Source organism: Ornithinimicrobium murale (assembly GCF_003352835.1).
Taxonomy (GTDB): Bacteria; Actinomycetota; Actinomycetes; order Actinomycetales; family Dermatophilaceae; genus Ornithinicoccus; species Ornithinicoccus muralis.
This window is the reverse complement of sequence record NZ_QLVD01000028.1, coordinates 84,482-110,897: the sequence shown is the minus strand read 5'-3', so window position 1 is coordinate 110,897 and position 26,416 is coordinate 84,482. Positions and strand designations below refer to the sequence as shown.

Below are 26,416 nucleotides of genomic sequence, written 5' to 3'. Positions count from 1 at the left end.
CGAACAGCGCTCGAGCAAATCTGGACTCTAGTAGCCGCGTTCCGCCTCGCAACGACACGCCCGTGCGTGCGACTGTCAGCCTGGGTGACCTCGGACTTGCTGTTCCTGTAGGGCCGCGAGGGCGCCCTCGAGTGGCGTGATTCGAAGTAGGTCGTCGACGGCCCTGGCGACCAGCGTCTCGACGTCGATGTCCCAGTAGCCGTCGACGATACGGTTCCACAGCCGGCCGCGGCGCGCCAAGCGATCTCCGGGTAGGAGCCCTTGGTGTCCGAAGGGACCTGACTTGCGACCTCCCCAAGCACCGTGAAGTGCTACAAGAGCGCCGAACGCCGCATGGTGTCATCCTCAACCTGCCCAGGGCTTCGATCACCGACCAGTTCCCGGATCGCCACTGCTGCGTCGCGCATCTCGCGCAGCAGCAGGAGTTCACGCCGCATAGAAGGGTTGAGCGTCGGCGAGGACCTGCTCGCGAATGTACTTGTTGACCGACCTGCGCGCGACAAGGTCGACTGGGCGGCCGAAGAGCACAGCGAGCTCGTCCTCGAGGTCGAATAGTTGGAAGCCGAGGCGAGTGCCCGGTTTCAGGACATAGAGAAGGTCAACATCGCTGTCGACCTGGTCCTCGCCACGGGCGACAGAGCCGAACACCTCCAAGGACGCAACGCCGTAGCGCTCGCACACATCGCGCAAGCGTTCTGGGTCGACGTCCACGGCCAGCACACGCACAGACTAACGGAGAGACAGACGCAGGCGAATGCGGTTGAAGTTCCTGCCGAGGTGGGTCACTCCGCCGCGATCCGCCCACTATGGGGCAGCGTTGCACCGGCCAGAGTGCATCTGGTCCTGGTCGGCTCAAACTGGCCCCTGCACACCTTGGGACAGGACATGGGCGGCCTCCACGCCTCCCCGCACGGTTCCTCCCCGCACAACGACCGGGGCCTCCACGATCTGGGAAGAGGTCGAGGTGGGAAGCGGGAGGTTGCAGTGCTAGCACAGCATCCCAATGTCAACCCCGCTTGGCGAGTGCCGCCCGCATCGCCATCGCGTAGCTGAGCCTCAACAAGGCGAATGAGGCTTCCAAACGCACCACCTCACCGACTCGGTCCGGATTGTCAGTACGGCGCACTAGGGTTCTGACGAGACGGAGAACGCGAAGGGAGCAACCTTGGGTATCTCAGCCAGGATGAGGACCACGCTTGCAGCTATTCGAGCCGAGGCGGAGGTCGACGAACGTCGGCGCGAGGCGCTGGCCGCCCTCTGGCGCCAGAGTCCCGTGTCAGACGAGGAGGCTCAGGATCTCTTGCGTTTAGTCGGCACCGGACTCTCCAGTCGCACGGGCCTGCCCCAAGAAGGCCACGAGCCTCAACTCGAGATCGCAGTCGTGCAGTTGTGCGTCTACTTCAACAGTCGCAGGGTGGTGCCGACTGAGGCCCATCTCTCCTTCGCCCGGATCTGGGCAGACGGTGCTGTACCAGGCAAGGCGAGCCGCGCCATCCGGCGGGCTCAAATCGTCGAGCAGCACGACTTTCGGGTGCGACTGGACCTGTCGGACTTCGGTCGATTCTTGGTTACCCATGCCGAGCAGTTGAGTTCTTCGAATATTCACGACAGGTTTGCATTAATGGACTCGGGGATCATAGGGAAACTCAAGGATTCCAATTTGATGGACAGTTGTTCATCTGAACCTATTGAACTGAGAGAATCAATCTCTCGCTTACACACGTACATTAGAAATGCAAGCCTCTCGCCGAAGGCGCACCACGAATATGCGGCAGGTGTTGCTGTTGCGGCAGCTGTATTGATCCTGCTGCTTACAGGAAACCTTGCCACGCTGGGTGTGAGAGACAATCTTGCGGGACCTGGATCTGTGGTCGCATCGATGATCTGCTTGCTAATCGCATCCGTCGGGGCTGGCGCCGCTATTCGTGAGACCACGGTTTACCGCTTGGGCGCCTACGGCATGGCGCGAGCCAAGACTCTGAATAGATGCTCCGTGGCACTGCTGGCATTCAGCACAATATTGCTTGGGGCAGGCTTGAGTTCTGGAACGTCAGAAAACACAAACTCGGTTGACGTCTACGGTGCACTCTTCGTTTATGGCGCGACCGTGGTCACCACAATAGCCGCAGAGCACATGATCAGCACCGCGGAGGCGCGCATTAGGGTGACCGCACCAAAAGGCAGTCTTCCACGAGCGACTCGCGAGCATGCGCGTTGCATCCACCGGACGACACGCGAGCGACCCACAACTCGGAAACCCGACTGTCCACGCTCGTGACAACCGACAGGCAGAAGGTGACTTACGCCGTGATTGTAGGCACTATGGCGCCTGTCGTTGGGTCTGCGTGGACGCCTGGAGCAGAAGGATGGGACCCATGCCCTACGTGATCGAGGAACTCGGACCCCACGACTTCGAGCGCATGGTGCAGGCCTTGCTGATCTGCGACTTCGGGCCGAGAGTGCAGGTCTTCGGCACGGGCAAGGACGACGGCCGGGACGCCACGTTTGAGGGGGTCTTGCATCCTGCACACGCTGCATCCGACGCACCATCCTGGGATGGGTACTGCGTGTTCCAGGCGAAGTTCTGCGAGCGTCCCGCTGACACGCGCGCGAACAAGGCCTGGTTGATCGCGCAAGTCCGCAAGGAGTTGCGACGCTGGAGCGAGGTCGTCACTCACAACGGCAAGAAGGAACTCAAACGCAAAGGTAGACGGCCTGACTATTTCGTCGTCATCACCAATGTGTCCCTGTCCGGGCAGATCGGTGGTGGGATCGATGATGTCGAGCGGACCATCCGCGACCACGCCGCCGATCCGATGAACCAGTGGCCGCTGAAGGACTGCCAGGTGTGGGACCGGTCCAAAGTCGAGCGACTCCTGGACGTGCACGCCAGCGTGCGTCAGCGGTTCAACGGGCTACTGACCGCCGGCGACGTGCTCGCGGCACTGGCTGCAGGCGAGATGACAGTCCCAACAATCTCGCTAGCCACCTCGCTGCCGCTACTGGAGGAGCACGCCCGGGTCGAACTGGGGCAGGGGGGCAAGGTGAAACTCGGCGAGGCTGGTCAGGTGGCCAACCAGCGGCTCGACCTCGCCGGAGTCGCTGTCGACCTGCCCGCGGATATCGAGTCCAGCGAGGACCCCATGTCTGAAGTGCGAGTGCTGCAGCACGTGATCACGGTGGGCAACCGTGTCCAGCGTGCTTCCGTGCGAGACGAGAACAGCCCGCACTTCCTGATCATGGGTGGACCGGGACAGGGCAAGACCACCCTCGGTCGGATTCTCGTTCAGACCTACCGCGCCGCGCTCTTGGAATCCCGACCGCGCCTGAGTCCTGAGGTTTCCAGGATCGTGGACGCGTCGCTCGAGCGCGCCGTCCAGATCGGCGTGCCACGCATTACGAACCGACGATGGCCATTTCGCGTCGACTTGGCCGAGTACGCCTCGGAGGTGGCTGGCGGTCCGGAGGTGCCACTCGTCGCCTACTTGGCGCGCAAGATCAACGGGCCCACTGGTGCCGACTTCACGGCACGCGATGCCCGTCAATGGCTAACCGCCTGGCCCTGGCTGCTGGTCCTCGACGGCTATGACGAGGTCGCCGCCGCCGCCGCGCGCGAGCAGGTCGCGAACGCCGTCACCGCTTTGCTGGAGACCGCGCAGACTGAAGACGCCGACCTGCTCGTCGTGGCGACCACCCGACCCCAAGGGTATGGCGACGAGTTGCCTGAGTCACTGGGCAAGGTCAAGTTGCTAAAGCTCTCTCGGGCGGACGCCGTCGCCTATGCGACCCGGCTCACGGAGATGCGCCTGGGTGAGGATGCCGACAAGACAGAGATCGTTGAACGCATCACCTCTGCAGTGGATGACGAGGTGACCGGGCGGTTGATGCGCACGCCGCTCCAGGTCATGATCCTGTCGCTCTTGCTGGAGAATCGGCGTCGGCCCCCGCAGGACCGCGCCGCCCTTTTCCAGGCGTACTACGACGTGATCTACGACCGTGAACTGCAGAAGAAGAACCATTTGTCCGACGTGCTCCAGGACCACCGCCCGGATATCGACGCTATCCACCACACCGTCGGCCTCACGCTACAAATCCGTAGCGAGAAGGGTGGCGACTTCGATGCCGCGATGCCCGTTGACGAACTTCACCGGATCATCAAGCAACGCCTGATCGATCAAGAGCACTCCGGTCCCGGGCTCGAACGCCTGGTTGGCAACCTTACTCGTGCCGCACGTGACCGTCTCGTGCTCCTAGCCGCCACGGGTCAGGAACATGTTGGATTCGACCTGCGCAGCCTGCAGGAGTTCATGGCTGCGAAGGCACTTACTTCGAGACGGGACGATGATGTGGTGGGCGCCCTGGCGGCCGTAGGCCCGTCGGCGCACTGGCGCAATACCTGGCTGCTGGCCGTCGGTACGCTGTACCGCGAGAAGCCCCACCTGTTCGACCGGATGCTGCAAGCAATTCGAGATCTCGATGCCGCCGACGACGCCTGGCTTAGTCTCCTTGCCCCTATCGGTCCCAGGCTGGCTACGGACATCCTCGAAGACGGTGTCGCAGCGAACAACCCACGACACGTGCGGCTCCTCATCGACCATGCCTTGGAGGCTCTCAACGGCGCGAACCTGGGCGCCAGTCGACTCGGTCAGGTCCTCGCTGACCAGACCGGCCTCAACGACATAACGCGCCTCAACATCCTGCGCGAACTCGAACTTGCCGTCGCCTCTCGCCCGGAGAACCACCAGAGCGCGGTTCTCGTCCTGCGCGAACTCGGCGCGAAGGAACGAGTAGGCCTGCTGGCCGCCAAGGCACGCCAGATGCTCTCCAAGTACGCCAAGTCGAAGCAACGTTCGAAGGCCAGCAAGCGGATCGTGACTCTCGCGGATGCGCTTCCAACCGAAGCTTCGACATGGGTGAGCGGCTCATTAGCGGAGGCGTTTCGTCACGATCTGCGAAGAATCCAGACCACCAGCGACGCGGACGGCCTCTTCGATTTCCCGGAGGGCTTAGCGGTTCCTGCCAGTGCGCTCAACCTGGTGGGTGACTGGGCGGCGTTGCAAGTGGTGGTGGAAGCGATCGATGCGATCGATCCGCAGAATTGGCCGGCGCGAAGCGCGATCACTTCGCTGCTGTGGCGTGCGCGCGAACGGCTACCCGTGGCCGATGGCCTCGTCGGCCACGAAGCGCGCTGAGCCAAGCACGGATCGTCTGCATCTCCTTCTCGCTACTAGTACCACTTCTCTACTTCGGGGTGGTCGCTTGCGAAGTCGAGGAGCTCAGATGCCAGGACGGAAGCCTTCTCGTCGCTCATCGTCTCCGGCTCCGTCGTGGACTCACCCAGTATCCCAGCACGCTCCACCAGGCACGCACCAGACGCGCTCAGGAGACCATCGTGGACAAGGTCGGACTCAATCTCATCGTGTATCCGGCTGACCAACATCAGCCCGAGACCTTCTCCTGAAGTTTGTGTTGCGACCATGCGAAGCCGCGGTGGTCGGCTGTAGTCCGGCGGCTCAGGGTCAGGATCAGGTATCCGATCGCCGACACTAGCTACCGCTACGCAGGTGCCTGCACGCACAAGCGCGAACACGCGCAGGCCGTGCTGCCGAGCGCTCAGCAGGACAAGGACTGGCTCAGAGGTCACCGCTGTTGAGGAGGCATCAGTCACAGGGCGACCCTAGGGCAAGTGTCCTGGCAACGTGTCCCTCGTGGCCAACACGCAAGGGCCGCACCGAGCCTGGCCGATCTCGCTCCTACCAACGACGATCACGACGCCATCGCGAACGGTGAGCGTCTGGAAGACGTTGCGGCAGTAGTTGCGATGGCAATCTACCCGTCCATGCACTGCCTTGCCTGCGCTATCGACGAAGACATGATCGCTAGTCATCAACCCGCCGAGGCGATCAAGGAGCCTGGTCTGAAATGCACTGGTTGAAGGCAATCACCAAGGCTCGGGCGTCAGCGGCTCTCATCGGCGCCTCCTTCGCCTTCTGGCCAGTGACGTCCCGTGCACGCAGGGTGCTCCTCACCATCGCTGGCTACTCAGTAGCCATCGAAGTTCCGCTACTCGCGCGAGGTGCCGATGCGCGAGACGGTGGTGGAGACCCACGCCCCTTCGCGGCGCTCCCCCTCCATAATGACGTGCCCTGCTCCCGTCGGCCGGGAATCGGGTTCGCGGATGCTCGCCTAGATGTTGGCGGGCTCCGGCTCGAACCACGACTCGCCTTGGGCCGGCGCCGCGGCCGGAGTCTGTGTTGGGGGCTAAGGCCTTCTCGTGGCTGATCGGAAGTACAACCTCCTCGGATGCCTCGATGCTTGGCTTCCCGGTTGAACGATGGGCTTGGCCAGCGCGCGACCGCGACAACGCACACCGGGAGCACCCGCATGCGCCGTCCGAGAGGCTCGCTAGAGCCCGGAGTCCACAACGGGGGCCGAGCGCTATCGCGCGATCGAGCCAGGCACGGCCTGCCGTCGTCGCTGGCCCGGCTCAACCGCCGTTCTTGATGGTGCGCCAGGCGCCCTCGAGCGCGAGGTGCACGGCGTGCTGGATCGGGGAGTCGGGTGGAGGTGCGGTCGCGCCGTACTCGGCGAACACCCCAATCAGGTACGCGATCAAGTTGAGGAGCGCAAGCAGGACGGTGCCGGCAATGACTTGGGCCGTCTTCGGTGCTTCGCGTACGACGTCCTTAAGGACCGTCGACCAGGCGTCGTCGGGGGCGCCCAGGCGGGGTCGGGCAAGCACGTTCCGGGCAGGGTCAGCCGGGGCCGCGTCACAGCGCAGATCGCGTGCTTGGCTGGCTTCTCGCTGGTTCTTCTTGTGGCCCACGGCTCCTCCTGAAATGGCGTGGACCCAAGTCTTTCTTCTCGCACGAGTACGTGACTATCTGCGGATGTCGCACGGGTCCAGTAAGCGGGGTCAATCGACCAGGCCACCGAGGTTGAACTCGGTCTCATCCTCGTCCGACTCGCCACACTCGGCGTCGTAGTAGGCCAGATGCTCCGGGTCGGCGTAGCCGTGCGCGATTGCGGCTCGGCCGGCGGCCTCCATCGTCGCCTCGAGCTGCCGCTTCCAGTTGCGCCCACGAGAGCGCACGAGTTGTCGCAGCCGGTCTGGGGCGCCAGCGAGGTTGTCCAGTTCCGTGACCGTCGGCCCGGCCTCCCACACCCACCAGGGCCGGACCACGCCCTCGCTGATGTGATGCTCGGCTGCGAGCTCGAAGAACCGTTCCGGATCGTCGCGGAGCGCGTCGAGTTCCGCGTGTTCGTCCGGCGTCCAGTTCTCAGCGCGCTTGAGCGTCGTCTCAATCCGGCCAGCCGTCCTCTTCGCCGCGTCCTCGATCAACGCGTCGCGCTCGTCGGCGGTGATGAATCCTAAGTCGTACGCGAGGGCCGGGTCCAGGTAGACGTCGGCGAGACGCGGGTCGTCAAGAAGGACGAGCTCCACGACCTCCTCGGGCCGTCGGCGCGCAAGTTCCTCGATCACGATGTCGAACCGCGGCACCGGCTCCCCCGTCTCCCTTAGGTAGGGCCACGCCGAGATTGACTCGTCGGTCGACAACAAGAGCACCTTGCCTGCCTCCGCGTCGGCAATCACTTGGGCCGGCAGGTGGTCATCCGCCGGCACCCGGACGGATGTCCATGCCTTCGGGTGAACGATCTTGACGTATGGAGGCGACACAGTCAGCGGCGTGGTCGGCTTCGACACGATCCAGTTCCTGATCGCCTGCAGCGCGAGGCTGCGACGTGCACGCCACACCAACGCCCCTCCGCGGCCTGTCACGTTGCTGATGGCGTGCTTCGGCGCACCTCGTAGGAGCGTATGGTCGAGGTCGTCGGTGCGTTCGAAGTCGAAGCGAAGGACCTCGAACTCATCGTCGCGGTTCTTGAGCGAGCGCCAGTTCTGGACCCGCTTCGGTCCGGTCAGAAGGTTGCGTGCGAGGTGGAGTGCTACCTCAAACCGCCACGGGTGGTGCCATGCGAAGTGACCATCACGCAGGATCTGCGTCAGCTCCGTCGGGTTCTCCGCGTCCGCGTCGAGCGCTTCGAGATTGCCCAGGACTGCTAGTTGCTCTGGCACGGTCAGGGTAGCGGCGACTGTTAGATGCCACAGACTGACGGCTGCCCTTTGGGTCCAGATCGGCGGAATGTCCTCGAGCCCGGGAACGTCGAAAGGCTTGTCGCACGCGATCGCGGTTGTGAGCGCCTCGGCCAGTGGACTGCGGACGTAGTCCTTCAGCCCGCGACGTCGAGGCTGACCGGGAAGGCGGAGCGTGAGCTCCGTGACCTTCTCCATGGTGTCGGCGGGCAGCCGTGCCGGAACGCGGACGCGTCCATCGGGACGGTGCCGACCCGGCGGCGGCGGCGGATACCGCAGAACTGCCGTGACGTGAGTCAGGCGGCCGCCCGGCTCGAGCTCCTGCTGGGCCGCGATGTACGCGTCGAGCAAGTCGCGGATCGCTCGATCCCGAGAGCAGCCACGGTCGCGAACCACCGCCTCGAGCGCCTCGACCGTTTCAGGCAGCAAGCGCACGCTGGTCTGGTCGACCCTTGCTCTTCCCATCGCAAACCCTCATTCTCTAGGAGAGCTGTACCCGCCCCCTTGCGTAGATAAGCGTGGAGTCCGTTGCGGATGCCAGCCAGCATGGCATCTCGCGACTGCGCATCCGAGCCGCACATGCCGCCGCCAAGGGGCTGTCACAGCCCGCGGAGCAGCCGCGTCGCCACATCGACTGAACGGTCGCTAGCGATCTGCGGCGAGCTTGCAGAGGCTGGGGCGAGGATTGGCGCGCCGGACGCGGACTGGCGCTCGTGTCCGAATGTGCGTCACCCGGCTCCCTTCCTTTGGAGCGCCTCACTACTGGCTCGGTGTCCGCTGCTCGCTTGCTCGTGCTCGGGAGCCCCGTGAACCTCGGCGCGTCAGAGGCTGCGTTGCCGCAGCGCATGACCACACTGTCGTCGTGGACACAACACGAGCGATTCCCGCGTACGCAAAGATTGGGCGCGCGCGGCAGCACGGCCTCGCGCTGCAGTCGCGCATAATCGGCTGGTCAAGCAGTCTCGACCTGCAGCCGGTCGCGAAGATCGCAGACGATCGACTGTCGTGGGAGTTACGCCTGCCTGTCTTCGACCCGCCCCCTCTCAGTGAGTGGGCGCTGATCCTTGGTGATGGCGTCCACAATCTCCGCTCAGCCCTGGATGCGCTTGTGTGGTCGCATGCCGAAGATTCCGCAATGACCGAAGGGCAGAAGAAGAGCATCTCCTTCCCGATCTGGTCGGACCCCGACGACTGGGACAAGCACTCGTCACGGCTGCTCAGGACGCTGCCGGCAGACGTCGTCCAGCGCATCCACGACTGTCAGCCCTTTCAGCGACTGGAGGCGGAGCGCTCGGGCGACCTGTTGCCTCTCCTGGCTGACCTTGACAACAGAGACAAGCATCGGCTGACCATCACGCCCGTCGTGCAGCTCAACCAGATGCAGGTCTCGCACTCCGTCGAGTTCTCCGACGAAGCGGCTGTCGCCCGGAACCTGCCGCCAGATGTCTCTGTGCACGGGACATCGCTGATCCCTGGACAGCTGCTGTTGTCGGGGGCGACCATAGACCCGATCCAGCGAATCAGCGGCTCTACCGCGGTTCAAGTCCAGTTCGGTCTCGAGCTCGACGCCGGCTTCGTCGGTGTTGTTGAGTTAGTTGAAATGCTGGTGGACTACACCGCCCAGGTCGTCGCGCACGTGTCGTCGTGACTCTTCCACTCGTCGTTGGTCAACTACCGAGGCGAGCGACATGGACCGAGAAGCAGCGCGGCAGGCTACCGGCGGCGGGCGCGACTTCCAATACCCAAGAGTCCTCGAGGTAGGCCCCTGCCAGTTCGGGAAGGGCCTCGCAGGCACGATCACGAACTGGCGAGCGGTGTGCACAAGTATCCGGCCATCCGCGCCGTCCGGACTGCGTCATACCGCCGCGTTCGACACACGGGCGTCGATCCGTCCACTATTCCCGTACCCTCACGTTGCGCTCCTGGTCTGCAGAATGCGGGCCCCCTGCTGCTTCCGCTGACCACGCGGGCGTGGCAGGCCAGAAACACCGTTGAGCGAACAGCCCCCTGGGTGTGATCAGGGCCGACATCCGATAGGGTCCGGGCGTGGGATGGGCACAGTGGATCACCGTGGCGGGCTTAGTGATGACGGTCCTCGGGGCAGTCATCGCCGCGAACGACCTCAAGGTCTTGCCATTTGCCCTTTTGCCCGAAGTAAAGGCGGCCCAGCGACACCGGATCGCGGTGGTCGACTCTTCTCGGCGTAAGGGCTACGTGTCACCGCCCTACACGCAGGAGCAAGTGTCGCAAGCTCTGCAACTCGCAGATGATGCGCTGGCCGATGACCTGGCGGAGGTACAGGAAGACGAGAACAGGGCGCTCAGAGATGTATCCGGCTCTCGCTACATGGCTGCACGGAATGGGTTACTGCTGGTAGCAGTCGGCTCTGTTGCACAGATTTTGGGGGTCGTGGGAGCCGCTTAGCAGACGTTTACTAACGCATGGGTTGGTCGGATGTCATCTACGACTATCCCGCGCGTGACCAGCGAGGAACCACTCAGAGGGTCACGGAGGGAGTCCGTTATGCAACGGCGAGACGTCAACATCTCTATCACCTTGAATCGCCGATAACGCCCGGCTGGGGGGTGGGCTTTGAGCTGATGCTCCTTGCCCTACCGATCGCCGGTTTCGAGGGCGACGGTGTCAGTCTCGCTGGTCTTGTAGAGTTTGGCCATGGCGCCTTCGGAGAGGGAGCGGCGGTCGTCGATTTGCCACTCGTCGTGAGTGTCCGCTAGGACGGCGCCGATGAGGCGGATGACGGCGGCCTCATGGGTGAAGATGCCACGACCCGGGAGCGTCGCTTGATCTCATTGTTGAGCCGCTCGAGCGGTCAGGTGGACCAGATCTTGCGCCAGTGCTCACGTGGGAAGACGGCGAAGCGCGAGCCCTTGGTCTTGGCGCCGTCCATCAGCGGACCGGTCTGGGGTACCTGCCGGAAAGGTCGTCACGGACCTTGTCCCACTGCTTGACCATCAGTCCAGGTCGGGCTGGCGAAGATCGTCCGGAGCACTGCGGCGACATCTCACTCGGCCTTCGGGACGTGCGCTACGACGTTGCGTATGAAGTGCACCCGGCACCGTTGGTGGCCCGAATTTTGAATACCGGGGCGAGCGCGGCAAGCAGGCTGGCGTGCTGGTCGGAGATGACCAGCTGCGCCCTGGAAGGCCACGATTCTTTAGACCGGTCAGGAAGCCGCGCCAGAAGACCTCGTCCTCGCTGCCGCCGACGTCCCGGCCCAGGATCTCCAGGCGCCCGTGCTCGGTCACACCGGTGGCGATCGCGACCGCGTTGGGCACCACCATCGCAGCCTCGGTGTGCACGTGCAGGTACGCCGATCGCCTCGGTGGCCTCGGCCTTTAGTGACAGCCGGAATCACCGATGGCACAGCCTGTCGCCTGAGCACACCATCGTGGCGCGCGACAGCTGTGTTCATCAACTTCGTACCGCCCGCATTACGGCTCATCGGCCGCGGGTCGGCCGTTGCGGAGCGCGTCATACCGGCCGCGATCCGCCCATTTGGCTGTGCCCACAACCCTGGCCGAAGTGGTCTCGCAAAAGCGTTGCGGCTCACCGCCTACTAGGCTTCAAGAGCTTGGCGGCAGAGTTGAGTGGCGAGTCCGATCTGGGTGGAATCTGATGTGGGCGCGAGGCGGTCGGCGAGCTGCGGCGGAGTCCGGTTCAACAGGAAGGCTGGCCTTTGTCCAGCGTCGACCCAATGCCAGCGCGTGCTGTGACGGGACCGCGGAGACCCGCGTCGCACACGTGACACCCCCCCTCGACGACCCAGAGTCGACGACCAGCCTCTGCCCACCCGAGGATGCAGTGCTCTGCTCCCCGTCAGCGTGTCGGCTGCCGCCGACAGAGTGCCACCAGTTCATGGGCCGTGCGCGTGCGGCGGTTCGGTGACGTCAGGGTTGCAGGCGAGATGGACTAGGCCCTCGGCATACCCCAGCACCGCCAGACGCATCGACTGCAGCCGCTTCGCCAGGGTTCCCCATGGACGCATCACCTCACCCGTTGGCCCGGCGGACCGTTCGACGTCGGCGAGTTCGACCTCGAACTCGAAGTTCCCGTCGATGTGCTCACGCCTCAGCCCGCCACTGCCCGTAAAAACAAAGGTCAGAATAGTGCCACCATCGTCGAGATCCTCCCCAGTGCGCAGTTCGACGTTCTGAATTACATCCAAGTCCACGATCAGGTCACTGGCCACAGGCACCAGCGTGACTAGATGAAGGGTGCGATGCCTGTCCACCCGCGCCAGGTCATTGAGGAGACGCAGCGAGTTCCAGGTCGGCAGCTCAGCTTGGTATGGCTGGATCGCCTCCAAAGCGTCGACCAGATCAGACCGGAGGTACTTGAGTCGGGACCGCTGCTTGTTGAAAGCCTCTGCGGTGTCGCAGGTCGGCCACTGCAACGCCCCGGCGCCGGGAGGCGGGCTGGTGCCGGCAACGATCACGGCAACGGCGTACAAGCAGTTGTCGAGCGCAGCACGCAGCTGGTACAGAAACTCGCCGAGGATGAGGCCGAGTTCGGCTGGCATCGGCACGACCCGTTCCATCAGCAGTTCCCCGCGACCATCGGCGTGGAGCTTCGTGACGAGCCGGTGGGGCCGCTGCTCGAGGTAGACGCCCCATGCTGTCCCCAACGCCTCGTACAACTCCTCTGCACGGTCCAGCCGCGCGCGGAAGTCCGCGAGCTCGGGAACCTGCGACTCGTCAGTCATCTGCGCCATTTCGTGCCGGATCGGGTCAGTTCAGTCGGCGTGCACCGTCGGGCCCGCTCCCAGTGCTCGGCCAGGCTAAGTCGACCGGAACTGGCAGCGACGTCGCGCCCAGGCACGAGCCGTGCTCGAAAGGCTACTGCGCAACAACGGGTCCAGCGGAACCACAGGCCATACCGGCGGCTCTGCCGAGCATCGACCACGCTGACCTCACGGCGCACGAGGTTTTGCGCACGGCACCGGCAACTCCCGCGCACGCCCGTGGCGCGTCCTTTCGCCGCGAGCGAGCCGCCCCAGGTCTCCCGGTTAGGACGGTAAAATTTCCCGCCCGCGTACGGAACAGGGTTGAACGTGGTGGCGACTGGGTAGCGCTCCTTCACTGGGTCTCAGGGCCGACCCTGGGTCCAGTAGCCCCGAAGACCCAGGCGACCTCGGCCTCATCGATCTGCACGTCGTGGGTGTGCTCCGTGACGCCGTCGTTGCGGCCCATGTCCACGCCGTGCAGTCACCGGTCATGTCACCGTAGGGTGGAGACACCGCGTAAGTGTGGGGCCGCAGCCAGAACCGTGGTGCCCGAAGCCGACTGAGGCGCCTGCACTGCCACGACGGGCACCCCAGGTCGGCGCGTCCACGGCGCCCCTCTGCGGCTGGGGGTCGGCTTCAATGCTCGTTGGTCAGGCGCCCCGGCCCGAGGCGCTACCGATGAGACCGCTGCCGCCGTGGAAAGGCCAGGCTATGCGCCACACGCGCTGTACCGGGAGCAGCTGACGCTTGCACGGTTCTCGGACAGTTACCTCGGCTGGATACGTCCGCATCTCTTGTCTCGTGTCGGTCCGACACCCGCCAAGGTCTACTGCGCGGCGATCGCGATCCGCTGGGCTGCTTGACGACCCGCTTCAGGGACTGCCACGCTGGCACACCTGAGCCGCGATGGGGCTCGGGAGTCACGAAGGAGTCTGGGCATGGCAACGGGAACCGTGAAGTGGTTCAACAGTGAGAAGGGCTTCGGCTTCATCGAGCAGGACGGTGGCGGCGCTGACGTTTTCGTTCACTACTCGGCGATCGAAAGCAGCGGCTACCGCGAGCTCCAGGAGGGGCAGAAGGTCGAGTTCGACGTCACGCAAGGCCCCAAAGGTCCACAGGCCGAAACAGTCAAACCTGCATATGCCGGACCGCTCGAAGGTCCTGGTGGAGGAGGCGGTGATGACCGGCCACCGCCTAGGCGAGACTGATCGGCTACCTATTGATGTGGGTCGACCGTGACAGACGTTCTGAAAGGTCTATCTGGTGGATGGGCGTTTCTCGTGTCTTGGGTCTTTCCGAGCGCGCTTGCGTGGCCAGTGGTAGTTTTCCTTGCCCTCCCGACCCTGTCGCACGTTTCAATAGTAAGGGACCTCGCGCGAACGAGCGCAACTAACCAAAGCCTTGTCCTTCTGGGCCTCATCTTCTTGACAGGGATCCTTCTCTCGTCCCTATCGACAGTGTTATACCGCCTGCTCGAAGGCTATATGTTCCTGCCCAAGAGACTGCGCGTAGCGATGACGGGGCGACAACAGGAGAAGCATGCGGCACTGCTTGATGAAGTCAAGGCACTTAGGGTCGAGCGCAATGTGGTGAATAGTGCGAGCGGCAGCAAAGACGACGCACTCTCGCCCCCCAAACTGGCGGGCATTGATGTCCGCATCGGATTACTGAATGAACGCATACGGAAGTACCCTGCTGACGTAAGGCAGCTCGGCCCCACAGCGCTTGCTAACGCGCTTCGCGCCATTGAAACGTATGGATGGGATAGGTACCGCCTAGATTCGCAGACATTGTGGTCTGAGATCCAAAGTGTGATTCCGGAGCGCCTCATAGACGAGCACGAACGGTCACGGGCTCCTGTGAATTTCTTTGTGAGCTTGGTTTACCTTTCGTTGTCGTCAGGCATCACCTTGATCGCGACGGGATTATACACGGCTGGCGGATCAATGACCATGGTCACCGTCGGAGTCGCCCTAGTAGCAACGGCGCCATTGTGGTATAGATTAGCAATCTTGAATACCAGGTACCTGCTTGCCACAATGCAGGCTGCCGTGAACGTGAGTCGAGTCAAGTTGGCTGAATCAATGGGGCTCGTTCTGCCGCGCGCCTTAGCCGACGAACGTGACATGTGGGCTCGGGTCTATTATTTTGTGCACGATCCCTTCGACGCAGATTACGATCAGGACCTGAATTCTTACCGGGCGGGGCCCGAATCTGCAGAGGCCCCCGTTTCGCATGAAAATCAGGCCTGAATTCTTACCGGGCGGGGCCCGAATCTGCAGAGGCCACCGTTTCGCATGAAAGATTCCTGGCTCGGCTTTTTCGTCGGGCGTCCGATCCCTGAACCACCCCCGCGTCCGTCATCCGTGGACATGGGTATCAAGGAGCGGTCAGCGTCCTCGTCACGAAGATTGGTGACCTTCAGGCTCACCGTGTCTCGCTGCCACTCCCGGAAGCGAGTCACAACCTCGCGCTCAGCACCGTTCCCGACCGGGTACTGCTTGGCCATTCCCGTCCCTTCGTCCGACACGTCATGGTCGTTTCCCCAGTACACGCTAACTGCCGCGGGTCGGTCATTCCAGAGGTGCGTCCTTTTGCCGCGACTGCCCCATTTGTCACGCCTCCCTATGAGGCTCGTCAGCAGAGCGCAGGCCCCCGGCGGTTCTACCCACAGACACAGCCGTGGGGCCGGGGTGTACCTTCCACCCCGGCCCCACGGCATACGGCCTCACTCAGGCAAGCTCACTCCGGCAAGCCAGCCGCCCGCAGTACCTCCTGCTCCACCGTGTTGCCGGCAGAGTCCGAGGCACTCACCCGCAGCGACAGCGCGCCGTCGTTGCCCTTCGGCGTGCTGGACGGCAGGTTCCCGACGAAGTGCCCCCCGGACGTCTCGCGCAGGTTCTTGATCGTCCGCCACGACTCACCACCGTCATAGGAGACCTCCAGAGAGGCGTCCGCGATCGGCAGCGACTCCGCACCGGTCTGGTGACCGACCGCGAACTCCACGGTCAGCGGACCCTTGCGTTCCGACGGTGGCAGCAGCCGGTTCTCCAGGTCCACCTCAACGTCATAGTCCACGGTCAGCATCGGCTCGACCCGCACCTCGCCCTCGGCCGGGCGCTCCGACTGATAGGTCCACACCGTCTTCGTGTGCGTGGACAGCTGCGCCCACGAGGAGTGGTTGTCCACCTCATACTCCACGCGATAGTCCGTCGCATCCGCCGGGATCTCGAGCGTGCCATAGGCATAGTCGCTCTCGATCACCTCCCCGCCATCGGCGATGACCCGCATCGCGACGTCAAACCCGTTGTCGTAGGTCGCGCCCTGAGCCTCTGAGGTGTTCCCGCCTCCATCGATGAACCCGGCCAGGTGGATGTCCAGGGAGTCACCAGTGCGCAGCATCGACTCACTCGGCCACAGGCCCGTGCGCACCGGTGCCTTGAGCCAGGACCGCTCGAGGCTCTCGCCCGCGTCATACGTCGTGGGTTGGGTGCGCAGCCGGACCGGAGCTTCCTGGCCGCCCGGCCAGTTGTAGTTGTAGCGCTCCTCCGGCGTGGTGACGTGTTGGGTGTACTCCAGGCCCTCCTCAGCAACGTAGTAGTCCACGCGCTCACGCGGGCCGCCCACCGTGGGCGTCGGGAAGGTGATCGCGAAGTTCTCCCAGGGCGCCGTGGCGAACCAGGACTCGGTGAGGGTCACCGTGTCGCTGAGCTGGCTGTGGAAGCTGTTGTTCACCGTGGCCAGGTCATCGGTGTGCAGGACATAGTCCAACTCGGCCGGGATGGTGTCCTGCTCGGTCAACCGCAGGCTGTAGCGGTAGGGGCTGGCCGGCTGGCCGGTGACCAGCATCGTGGGCCGCTCCTTGCTCAGGGCCACTCCCGGGCTCACCAGCTCCAGCAGGGCAGCGCCCTCCTCGTGCGACAGGCGCACCGTGGGCACCTCCAGCTGGATGCCGGAGGCACCCGGATAGGCGTCCGACCCGGGGTCGTCGTGATAGACCGCGACCATGGTCGCGCCGGCTGCGGCTGCGTTGTTGGACTGGTCGGCGACGGGGACGTCGTCCGAGCTGCGGACCAGGGCAAGAGCACCACTGAGGTCGACACCGTCCAACTCCTCGGGCGTTGCCGTCCCCACGTCCATCACCGTCAGCGCGTGCTCCCCCTCGATCTGGGGGAACTGCCAGGAGTTGTCGCTGAACCAGTAGCGGTCGTAGTAGTGCGGCTCCAGCTCAAGCTCGTCGTGCCCCTCGACCTGGAAGGTCACGTCCGGGGCCTCGAGGGTCCATTGGGTGTATGCCGACAGCTGGCCGTGCTGGACCGGCTCAGTGGGCGTCATGAACAGTCGGCTCTCCAACTGCGTGCGTGGCCCGACGAACAGGCCGTGGCTGAGCGCCTCGCCCTCCTCGGGCACACGGTGGAACTGGACCTGCACCGCCGAGCCGTTGACCGGGCGCGTCTCATGCTCGGGTGTGTCGATCTGGACCTCGACGGCCTCCCGCGCGTCCAGGGTCAGCGTGGTCGGCCCGTCGATGGTGACCTCCGGCTCGGCCACGAGCGCGGAGTTGAGGAAGTCAGCCGTCTGCCCCGGATAGCCCAGGGCGGGCAGGTCGGCGGGCATGGTCTGGATCACGCCGGAGAAGGAGTATGCGCCCGGCGCCAGGCGGATGCAGTTGCTGCCGTCCCAGGGCTCGGTGGTGCAGGTGTCGCCCTGGCCCCAGTTGCGGGTGGCCGACACACTGCCGTCCTCGACGTCCAGCACCCGGAAGCTGCCCTGCGCCTCGCGTCCGTCGCGGGCGATGCCCTCGACGTGCACGTCGTAGCGCTCCGGCTCCTTGTAGTAGCTGATCGGCGTCGTCAGGCTCTGGCCCGACCCGGAGGTCGCCACGACCGCGCCGCTGAACTGGCCGGCGCCGGGCACGCTGATGTCCAGACCGACGGTGGCGGTCGCGGTCTCACCGGCCGGCACCGTCAGCGTCGCCGGGCTCACCGACACCGCCCCCTCGGCCGGCTCACCCTCGACGTTGCGCGCGGACACCTCGAGGTCGAGCGTCAGCGGCTCCTCCCCCAGGTTGCGATAGGTCACGGTGCGCTCCTCCTGCACCGGCTCCTGCGGGTAGGGGTAGGTGCCCAGGTGCATGGCCACCGGCTCGGCGATCGCCTCACCGGTCAGCGCGGTCGGCACGTTGACCCGGCCGGCGCCCTGGTCGAGCACGCGCAGGTCCTCGTTGGGCACGGCGCTGCCCACCAGCATCGCCTTGAGCTCCAGGGCTTCCAGCTCGGGGCGGGACTGCGCCAGCAGCGCGGCCGCGCCCGCCACGTGCGGGGTGGCCATGGACGTCCCGGACATATAGGCGTAGTCGTCGTCGAACGGGAACATCGGGTTGCTGCCGCCGGCCCGGGCGGCGACGATGTCGACGCCGGGCGCGGTGATCTCCGGCTTGACCGCGTGGTCGCCGAAGCGGGGCCCGCGGCTGGAGAAGTAGGCGATGTCCTCGTCGCGGTCGACGGCGCCGACGGTCAGTGCGAGGTCCGCGGCGCCGGGCGAGGTGACGGTCCCGTCCCTGGGTCCCTCGTTGCCGGCCGCGATCACGAACAGCGTGCCGTGCTCCTCGGTGATGGCGTTGACCGCCAGACTGCCCGGGTCGGTGCCGTCGGTGTAGAAGCCGCGCACGCCCAGGCTCATGTTCACGATGTCGGCGCCCTGCTCGGCGGCCCACTCCATGCCGTCGATCACGCCGCTGGTCGAGCCGTTGCCGTGGTCGTCCAGCACCTTGGCGTTGATCAGGCCGGCGCCGGGCGCGACGCCGACGAACCGGCCGTCCGAGGCGGCGCCGGTGCCCGCGATGGTGGAGGCGACGTGCGTGCCGTGCCCCGCCAGGTCATCCGTGGTGTCCGAGCCGCTGAAGTTCTGCCGGGCCACGACCTGACCGGCCAGGTCCGGGTGCTCCTCGTCGATGCCGCTGTCCAGCACCGCGACGTTGACGCCGGTGCCGTCAAAGCCCTGCTCCCAGGCAGTCGGCGCACCGATCTGCGGGACGCTGTGGTCGAGCAGCCCCGCGACGGGGGCGTCCAGCCAGATCTTGTCCAGGCCGGTGAGCACACCCGGCGCTGACCGGGCGTTGGCCGGGGTGCCGGTGGCCAACTGCTGCAGACCCTCGGCGATCTCCGGGGTGTCCGCGGTCTTGTCCACGGCGAGCGCGAGGCCGTTGACACTCTCCAGCTCCCGGGCCTGGCTGTCCACGGACCGGGCCGCGGCCGGCACCGGTGCGTCCTCCTGATAGGTGGCGATGATCGGCACCGCGCCCATCTGGTCGTCGGTGTAGCCGGCCTCCACGAGGTCGCTGACGTTGAACAGGGCGGGGTCGAGCTGGTCCGGGATCAGGGACTGCACGCTCAGGGGGACGACATACAGGTCGTCGCCCTCCTGGTGGGTCCAGAACCCGGTCTCGGCCGCGTTCTCTGCCGGGGTGACGGTGGCCGTATGCCGTCCGTCGGGGGCCGTGGTCACGTGGACCGTGTCTCCGGTGATCAGGGTGACGTCCTGCCCCTCCGGGGCAGCTCCGGTCTCACCGGAGTTCTGGACGGTCCAGTCCGCGGACGCGGCCGGGGACAACTGCGCGTGGTCTGTCTCCTGCGCGGACGTCGCCAGCGGCGAAAGCACCAGCGGCACCGCTAGGACGCCGTAGGCGAGTCGTGGTCTGGGCAGGCGTAGCCGAGCCGCGTGGGCAGGCTTGTCGTGCATGGGGGCTCCTCACGAGAAAGGGGATTGCCCATTGGTAACCCGTTCGAAAGACCGAGTCAACGCTTTCCCATGGCGTACCTTTGACATGTCGACAACTAGCCACACCCGGCGACAGGACGAGGAGACGCTCCATGGCGCAGCACCAGGGTTCCCTGCTGGCAGGCCTGGGAGTGTCCGTCGCGGAGGAGGCGACCTACCGCGCGCTGCTCCGGACCGGTCCCGCCACCCTGGCACGGGTGGCCGAGCAGGCCAACGTCTCGACCGAGGCGCTGCGCCGGCTGGTGCCGGGCCTGGAGGAGCTTGGCCTGGTCAGCAAGCTGCCCGGCCGGCCGCTGCGGCTGACCGCGACACCGCCGGGTGTGGCGATCGACGCCCTCGCGGCCAGACGGCAGGACGAGGTGGCCTCCAGCCGTGCGGCCGCGAGCGTGCTGATGGCCGAGGAGGCGATCCACTCCGCCGAGCGCCCGGAGGAGCTGCTGGAGGTGGTGACCGGCGGAGAGGCCATCGCCCGCCGGTTCTATCAGCTGCACGAGGCGGCGCAGCACGAGGTGCTGGGCCTGGTGAAGCCGCCGTTTGCCATCGACATCTCCACGCCCAATGTGGCCCAGGAGGCCGCGATGCGCCGCGGCGTCCGGGTGCGCTGCATCTACACCCCCAGCGCCTTCGACCAGCCGAGCATGCCGGCCAACGTGAAGCGGGCGACCGCCAAGGGCGAGATCGTCCGGGTCGCCGAGGTCCCCACCAAGCTGACTGTGGTCGACGCCAAGTTCGCCCTGCTCCCCCTCACCTCGCACGAGGTGTCCGTGGAGAGCGCCCTGGTGGTGCACTCCAGCGCGCTGCTGGACGCGCTCGTCTCCCTGTTCGAGGCGCTGTGGCGGACGGCCGCTCCCCTCGACCTCTCACTCGGCACACCCGAGGCCGCACGCCCCGACGTCCTGGAGCAGGACATCGTCTCCCTGCTGGCCAGCGGCATGCAGGACGAGGCCGTGGCACGACAGCTGGGCGTCAGCGCCCGCACCCTGCAGCGTCGGTTGCAGACCCTGTTCGACCAGCTCGACAGCCGCACCCGATTCCAGGCCGGCTTCCGCGCCGCCATCCGTCAAGAGCAACGGGACGAGGCAGAGATCTGAGCGGCGGGCCTCCACCCGGATCTGTCGAGTGCTATTCGAAGAACAGCCCGACCGCCACCATCCCCACGATGTGGGCGAGGACGACGTAGGTCACGAACGCCCCGGCCACGCATGTCCAGTAGGCCAATTCGCGCCAGTCCTCGCGACCCATGCGACAGCCTCCTCACCGCTGGTGAGTGCCCGGGACGTCGGCGCCCTCACTCAGGTTCGAAGTTACTCCCACTGACCCGTGCTCGCGAGATGACAGCCTTCTAGCTGGTGGCAGGACCTGCCGGGTTGAGCCCTCCCAGCGCGACGCGCACCTGGTCGCCTCGCGGGTCGCCGTCCGACTCGCGGACGAACGCCGTGAGCGCAGACCGCATCTCTGCGACATGCCACGAGATCTCGTCGCCCTCTCGGTGCTCGGGCCAGACGAACCGTCCGTCCGGTCCGAGCAGGCTGCTCAGCGCGTGCTCGACCTCCATCGGCCGCAGCAGTGCCCGGCTTGTGATCACGATGTGTTCGTCAGCGCCGTCCGCGATCAACTGGAGCAGGGCTGCCCGGGCGCCATAGAGGTTCCCCATCCGTGCCTCGGCACGGAGCAGGTGGTCCAGGACGAATGCCCGGTCGCGAGACGCGGCCTCATCGAGATCGCACTGCCGCAGCAGATCTCGCCCCTCGACAAGCTCCCCCAACTCAACCAGCACGCAGCCCCGCGTAGAGTCGAACGTCTTCTCCCACGGCTGCAGGCGCAGCGCCTCCGCACTGGTTTGGTCCGCTTCGAGCAACCAGCCGTCCGGCCGCGAGAGCAGCAGCGCCCACGCCAGGTTGTTCAGTGTCATGGCCCTCGTGTGGTCGTCCTGCGGCAGTGGCGCGGCCTCGCGCAGCAGCGCGACGGCCTGGTCAAGCTCACCAGTGAAGATCCGGCGAGTGCCCTCTACTCCCAGGATGACGGGGTCGGACCGGTCGATCGGCCCTTCGTCTCCCGGTCTATTGCCGCTCTCCCCCGGCAACTCCCCCGCTGCGTGCCTGCGCATCGCCACGGAGAGCCTGCCAGCAGCGAGCGCCTGCCGGGCGGAGCGTCGTCCGCCCCGGGCGAGCGAGAGCAGCAAGGCGCCGTCCGAGCGCACGGCCCCACCCTGCAGTGTCAGCGGCAGCAAATTAACCACCGTGATGAGGACGCCCAGCACGACGAGCGCCCAGCGGACAAGCTCTGCCAGGCTTCCCGCTGAGGCGCCCGCCAGCAGCAACCAGGACACCAGTGCTAACGCGAGATTGCTCAGGGGACCAGCCGCCGTCACAGCGGCGAGTCTGCAGCGCAGGCCCGCCTCTGACCGCGGCTCGAGTTGGGTGACCCCGCCGTTGAAGCCGCCAACCTTCACCACGGTGCCGAAGAGACGGAAACGCAGCCAGGCCTTCCCTGCTCCCATCGTGACCTCTGGCACGCCGATCCCGGTCATACGGGCAGCCAGCGCGTGCGCGACCTCATGCACGACGACGTGCACCGCCCCCGCGGCAAAGACCAGCAGGGTCACGCTGAGGATGCCGAGGAAGTCGCCCATCGTCATCCGCGGTCTCCCACCGTGATGCGACCCGGCAGACCCGAACGGGGTGCCATCACATGAGACTGACCCGACAGCGTTGGGCGCATGAGGAACATCCAGTATGTGGCAACACACAGGAGCGAGAAAGCGATGAAGGTGAGCCAGCCGCCATCAAAGAGGACGACAATGCCGACGTGAAGTCCGAGCCCGACCAGGACAGCCAAGCGCCGTGTGGCTGGCAGCCAGAGAGCCACAGCAAGGAAGATTTCGGTGGCGATGGTGGCAACGGCCAGCGCGCGGAAGACGAGGGGCGGCGCGTCGATCACCAGGAACTCTGGGAGCGTCTGACCGGACAGAAAGATCGGATTGATCTTGGAGAGCCCGGCGAACAGATAGCAGATCGCGACCTGGGACATCATGAGCAACTGGGGCCACCAGGGGACGGTGTCCCGTCGGCCTCGCAGTCGAGCGTCCACGCCCCACCGTGATCCCGACTTGGCGAACGCGAGGTAGGCCAGAAGCAGGGTGCACAGGATCAGGTGGTTGGAGTAGGTCTGCTGATCCAGCAGTTGCGCAACGACCAGCACGAGACAACCGACAACTGCCGAGGCGCTCGACAGAATCCCCAGGATGAGTAGGACGCCCGCGAGCATGCCCACCAGGGTCAACGAGGCGACGAGGCCGGACGAGACATCTGGCAGCGGCTCCAGCACCGGATATGCCAACTTTCCCGCTGCAACGCCCGACAGAACCAGGAGCACCTCCCCCAGACAGACGAGGTAGGCCGCGCCAAGGCACATACGCGCCAGGGCAATAGGTCGGGCGTCCACCCTGATCTCGGTCAGGGACACGGAAGCACCTCTTGTCCGGTCCCATACTGGGACACGACAACATCATGCGCACCGGGCACGTGCGAGCACGCGTGAGCGGGGTACCGCTCAGACCAATCGAGCTCCGGGCGCAGGGAGGGCGACCAGAATTCGCCACCGACAGAGATCTCGTCCCCCTGGCTGTCTCTGACGACCAGGGAGTCGTGCGTCTCGTAGCCGGCGAACATCTGGAAGCCGAAGCGCACGGGTGGTGTCCCAAAGAAGGCAAGTATCGGCACCAGGGCCTGGAGCATGATCACCAGGAGCACCAATTGAGTGCCTCGTCGATGCGGCATCAGCTCTCACGCCCGCGCGTCGTGCTCTATGCGGAGCGAACGGGCCGAGGCGAGACTGGAGCCAGCGGCTCCCAGTCGTCGGTGTCCACCGCGGCCAGTTGCTCGCTGATGAGCGACCTGAGACGTTGGCGGTACTCTCGCTGCGCGCTCTCGAGGTCGGCGACCCGCACCTCCAGTCCTTCACGGCGGGTCATCAGGTCGGCGATGATCGCATCGCGCTCCAGCTGAGCGTCCTCGATGATCCTAGTTGCCTGTACTTCAGCTGCAGCCAGCTTGTCGTCATGTCCACGTTGCGCCTCCGCGAGAAGTTTCTCCCCAGACCGGCGTGCAATCTCCTTTGCGTGCTCACCCTCGACCTGCGCGATCGACAGGACGCCGGCAGCCTCCTTCTTGGCCGTCGCTAGCGCCTCCTGACCCTCGGCGACGAGGGCATCGCGCTCAAGCATGGCCTCACCCAGGAAGCGTTCGGCCTCACGCTGGCCGGCCGTCACATGATCCTGCCGGACGCGCTCGGCGAGCATGGCCATGGCCGAGGCCTGGGCAACCGGATCGTTCTCCAGTTCGACGCTGAACGGGACCAGTTCCTCGACCGCCTCTGCACCCAGGTGGTCAGTCACCGCGGAGCGCACCTCCGCGCTCATGGCTGCCAACTTCTCGCGCAGGAGGGTCGCCTGCTGCTGAGCGGCCGCAACCTGTGTCTCCGCCGTCGCGATGCGCTGTGCAGTGTCGCGCTCGGCCTCGTCAGCTGCCTCACTGGCTCGAGCCACGCGCTGCTCATGGGCGAGCAGGTCGTCATCGAAGCGTTCTCGGAGTTCCGCGAGACTGGCGTTGCGCGACTCCTCCGCCAGGGTGGCGGCCTCCCGTGCTGCGGCAACGCGACTGTCAGCATCCGCGAGCTCGGCCACGATGGCATCGCGCTCTTGGCGCACCTGCTCGAGTTGGATCGTCTCGACCTCAAGGTCGTGAGTGATGGTGCCGCCGTGGGTCTTCAGCGTGTGGATCTCGGCCTGCTGCTCATCCAGCAGGGTCGTGAACCGCCTCAGCGAAGCGGCCACTTCCTCCAGAAAGCCATCCACTTCCTCGATAGCGTAGCCGCCACGCAAGCGCGTGGAGGTGAACGTCTTCCGGACAACGTCGTCGGCACTGATTGACATCATGCGTTCCTCATCTGCGTGGGCGCCCTATAAATTGGAAAACATGTCGATAATATTCATCGCCGCGGGCCCTAGGATGACAATGAAGAGTGCCGGCAGAATGCAGAGCATCAGGGGGAAGACCACCTTGACGGGGATCTGCATTGCCTTCTCTTCTGCCCGCTGCCGCCGCTTGAGCCTCATCTCCTTGGCCTGACTTGCGAGCACTCGGCCGATCGAGATGCCGTTGATCTCTGCCTGATTGATGGCCCTGACGAACCGTCCGAGATCCTGCACCTGGGTGCGTTCGGCGAGGTCCGCGTAGGCCACCCGCCGCGGTCGACCGACCTGGACATCCTGCAGCGTCCGGATCAGCTCCTCCGAGAGCGGCCCCTCCGTGTGCCGTGCGACATGCGCCAGAGCAGCCTCGAAGCCAAGGCCCGCCTCAACGGCGATCGTCAGTTGATCCATGGAGTCTGGGAGCTTCTCCTGGATGATCTTGCGACGCTCCTGACCCCGGCTGTAGAGCAGTAACTCCGGTGTGGCCCAAGCCACGACTGCGACCCCGACGGCAAGAGCAAAGAAACGGGGATTGGGGTTGCTCGCCGCCAGGAAGAACCCCAGCCCGACCCCGGCGGCTGTGAGGACGAGTTTCATCACGATAACTCGCTCCAGCGGCCAGGCCCTTGGTCGACCAGCACGGCTGAGCAGGGTGTCGAGCCAGCGCACTGCCACTAAGGGCGTGAGCGAGCGAGCGAGGTTCGTCAGAGTCCCACCGGCGACCTGGGGTCCATCGCTCACGGATGTGGCGTGGATGTCCCGGTTGAGATTCCTGAGGGTCTGCTGTCGAGCGACGCCGGGGCGTGCGGTGAAGGCGAAGGCCAAGAGTGGCAGTGCGACAGCGATGCAGCCTGCCGCCACGAGGATGAGGGTGTTGAGTGTGTCCATCGATTCCTCAGAACTTGATCGTGACCATTTTGCTGAGCCACCACGAGCCGATGGAGAGGAGCGCGGCGGCTAGTGCGATCAACACGTAGCCCATCAGGCTCTCCGTGAGCTGGCCAATGTAGCCGGGATTTGTCACCATCAGAAACGCTGTGACGACGAAGGGGAGGCCGACGAGCACGTAGGCGGAGAGTTTGCCCTCGGCCGCGAGCGCTTTGACCTGACGGCGAATCTGGTTGCGCTCCCGGATCGTCTCTCCGACGGTGTCCATCACCTCGGCGAGGTTTCCACCCACTTGCCGGTGAATGGCGATCGCCTGTGCGATCCAGAGGAAGTCGTCGCTCTGCATCCGGCCCGCCGTCTCATCAAGGGTCTCCCCGAAGTCCCGGCCGACACGCACCTGGTTGACCACGCGCGCGATCTCGCTCTTGCCGGGCTCTTCGAGCTCGCGGGACACCGAGTCCATCGCCTGGAGAATACTGTGCCCGGCACGCATGTTGCTGCTCAACAACTGGACCAGGTCGTCAAGCTGATCGGCGAAATCGGCCCGTCGCCGGCCGGCCCGGATTTTCACGAAGGCGCTCGCACCGCCGACGGCCAGCACACCGAACATGATGGCCAAAGGCACCCCGGACAACACTGCTCCCAGGGCCACGGCGACCAGGGCTGCTGCGCCGATGAGGACGATAAACTCCGGCACCGACCGCTTGATGCCCGCTAGATCGAGAGCGTGCGCCATCGAGTCGAGGCGTCCCCGGCTCCGGAGGATACGGTCAATCAGCCCGGTGCTGACGTCGGTCGCCCGCGTGAGGGCTGTCGGGGCCCCTGCCACACCTTGGCGGCGTCGCTCGATGGGGATCGCCTTGGATGGGATGAGAAAAACCAGGGCGGCGATCGCCACGGCGGCCACCAGGGCACCGGCGGCCCACCACACGGCCTG

The 26,416-nt window shown here is 65.4% G+C and carries 19 protein-coding genes and 2 pseudogenes; 7 read left to right on the top strand and 14 right to left on the bottom strand.

Features of this window, described 5'->3' with window-relative positions; genetic code table 11:
* Positions 1-426: 426 nt before the first annotated feature.
* A complete protein-coding gene (locus tag DPQ65_RS13575) occupies positions 427-720 on the bottom strand; it encodes a nucleotidyltransferase family protein (protein ID WP_202863138.1) in 294 nt (97 codons plus the stop codon).
* Between the two features lie 463 nt (positions 721-1,183).
* Between DPQ65_RS13575 and DPQ65_RS15730 the strand changes: the two genes are divergently transcribed.
* Both DPQ65_RS15730 and DPQ65_RS13570 read left to right on the top strand, forming a co-directional pair.
* Positions 1,184-2,278, top strand: a complete 1,095-nt coding sequence (locus tag DPQ65_RS15730) for a hypothetical protein (protein ID WP_162802236.1) — start codon at positions 1,184-1,186, stop codon at positions 2,276-2,278.
* Between the two features lie 97 nt (positions 2,279-2,375).
* Positions 2,376-5,192: an NACHT domain-containing protein gene (locus tag DPQ65_RS13570; RefSeq protein WP_114907892.1), complete on the top strand. Its 2,817-nt coding sequence runs from the start codon at positions 2,376-2,378 to the stop codon at positions 5,190-5,192.
* 35 nt (positions 5,193-5,227) lie between these two features.
* Here DPQ65_RS13570 and DPQ65_RS15725 read toward each other — a convergent pair whose 3' ends face one another.
* The 3 genes from DPQ65_RS15725 to DPQ65_RS13555 form a co-directional block, all read right to left on the bottom strand.
* Entirely contained in the window at positions 5,228-5,668 is a 441-nt protein-coding gene (locus DPQ65_RS15725) for a hypothetical protein (protein WP_162802235.1), read from the bottom strand.
* An 819-nt stretch (positions 5,669-6,487) separates the two neighbouring features.
* Positions 6,488-6,826, bottom strand: coding sequence for a hypothetical protein (locus tag DPQ65_RS13560; RefSeq protein ID WP_114907890.1), 339 nt, complete (start codon positions 6,824-6,826; stop codon positions 6,488-6,490).
* Between the two features lie 90 nt (positions 6,827-6,916).
* Positions 6,917-8,446 (bottom strand): hypothetical protein, encoded by a 1,530-nt coding sequence (locus tag DPQ65_RS13555; protein WP_162802234.1) that lies wholly within the window; start codon positions 8,444-8,446, stop codon positions 6,917-6,919.
* A 511-nt stretch (positions 8,447-8,957) separates the two neighbouring features.
* Between DPQ65_RS13555 and DPQ65_RS13550 the strand changes: the two genes are divergently transcribed.
* Both DPQ65_RS13550 and DPQ65_RS13545 read left to right on the top strand, forming a co-directional pair.
* On the top strand, positions 8,958-9,743 hold the full coding sequence (locus tag DPQ65_RS13550; protein WP_114907888.1) for a hypothetical protein: 786 nt from the start codon (positions 8,958-8,960) through the stop codon (positions 9,741-9,743).
* Positions 9,744-10,141: 398 nt separating this feature from the next.
* A complete protein-coding gene (locus DPQ65_RS13545; RefSeq protein WP_162802233.1) occupies positions 10,142-10,519 on the top strand; it encodes a hypothetical protein in 378 nt (125 codons plus the stop codon).
* Positions 10,520-11,117: 598 nt separating this feature from the next.
* Here the strand turns inward: DPQ65_RS13545 and DPQ65_RS16535 are convergent.
* From DPQ65_RS16535 to DPQ65_RS13530, 3 genes and pseudogenes are all read right to left on the bottom strand, one after another.
* Positions 11,118-11,165 (bottom strand): hypothetical protein, encoded by a 48-nt coding sequence (locus tag DPQ65_RS16535; protein WP_420330096.1) that lies wholly within the window; start codon positions 11,163-11,165, stop codon positions 11,118-11,120.
* A gap of 100 nt (positions 11,166-11,265) precedes the next feature.
* Positions 11,266-11,415, bottom strand: a pseudogene (locus tag DPQ65_RS16530) (transposase); the annotation flags it as partial.
* A 554-nt stretch (positions 11,416-11,969) separates the two neighbouring features.
* On the bottom strand, positions 11,970-12,818 hold the full coding sequence (locus DPQ65_RS13530; protein WP_162802232.1) for a hypothetical protein: 849 nt from the start codon (positions 12,816-12,818) through the stop codon (positions 11,970-11,972).
* Between the two features lie 959 nt (positions 12,819-13,777).
* Between DPQ65_RS13530 and DPQ65_RS13525 the strand changes: the two are divergent.
* A pseudogene (locus tag DPQ65_RS13525) lies at positions 13,778-13,975 on the top strand (cold-shock protein); the annotation flags it as partial.
* Positions 13,976-14,323: 348 nt separating this feature from the next.
* Positions 14,324-15,091, top strand: a complete 768-nt coding sequence (locus tag DPQ65_RS15720; RefSeq protein ID WP_162802231.1) for a hypothetical protein — start codon at positions 14,324-14,326, stop codon at positions 15,089-15,091.
* A gap of 490 nt (positions 15,092-15,581) precedes the next feature.
* Here the strand turns inward: DPQ65_RS15720 and DPQ65_RS13520 are convergent, their stop codons facing one another.
* A complete protein-coding gene (locus DPQ65_RS13520) occupies positions 15,582-19,580 on the bottom strand; it encodes a S8 family serine peptidase (RefSeq protein WP_114907884.1) in 3,999 nt (1,332 codons plus the stop codon).
* A gap of 131 nt (positions 19,581-19,711) precedes the next feature.
* On the opposite strand from DPQ65_RS13520, the gene DPQ65_RS13515 reads away from it, so the two are divergent.
* Positions 19,712-20,710: a helix-turn-helix domain-containing protein gene (locus DPQ65_RS13515; RefSeq protein ID WP_114907883.1), complete on the top strand. Its 999-nt coding sequence runs from the start codon at positions 19,712-19,714 to the stop codon at positions 20,708-20,710.
* Between the two features lie 251 nt (positions 20,711-20,961).
* Here DPQ65_RS13515 and DPQ65_RS13510 read toward each other — a convergent pair whose 3' ends face one another.
* From DPQ65_RS13510 to DPQ65_RS13485, 6 genes are read right to left on the bottom strand one after another with little or no spacing between them, the layout of a single operon-like run.
* Entirely contained in the window at positions 20,962-22,257 is a 1,296-nt protein-coding gene (locus DPQ65_RS13510; protein ID WP_114907882.1) for a site-2 protease family protein, read from the bottom strand.
* Complete coding sequence (locus DPQ65_RS13505) at positions 22,254-23,084, bottom strand: HTTM domain-containing protein (RefSeq protein ID WP_114907881.1); 831 nt, start codon at positions 23,082-23,084, stop codon at positions 22,254-22,256. Before DPQ65_RS13505 ends, DPQ65_RS13510 begins: the two co-directional genes overlap by 4 nt.
* Positions 23,075-23,398, bottom strand: coding sequence for a hypothetical protein (locus DPQ65_RS13500; protein WP_162802230.1), 324 nt, complete (start codon positions 23,396-23,398; stop codon positions 23,075-23,077). The genes DPQ65_RS13505 and DPQ65_RS13500 overlap by 10 nt, the downstream gene beginning before the upstream one ends.
* A 26-nt stretch (positions 23,399-23,424) precedes the next feature.
* Complete coding sequence (locus DPQ65_RS13495; RefSeq protein WP_114907879.1) at positions 23,425-24,555, bottom strand: DivIVA domain-containing protein; 1,131 nt, start codon at positions 24,553-24,555, stop codon at positions 23,425-23,427.
* Positions 24,556-24,579: 24 nt separating this feature from the next.
* The gene (locus DPQ65_RS13490; RefSeq protein ID WP_114907878.1) at positions 24,580-25,479 is read right to left on the bottom strand and encodes a type II secretion system F family protein; all 900 of its coding nucleotides are present in this window, start codon (positions 25,477-25,479) and stop codon (positions 24,580-24,582) included.
* A gap of 7 nt (positions 25,480-25,486) precedes the next feature.
* Positions 25,487-26,377, bottom strand: coding sequence for a type II secretion system F family protein (locus DPQ65_RS13485; RefSeq protein WP_238146854.1), 891 nt, complete (start codon positions 26,375-26,377; stop codon positions 25,487-25,489).
* Positions 26,378-26,416: the final 39 nt, after the last annotated feature.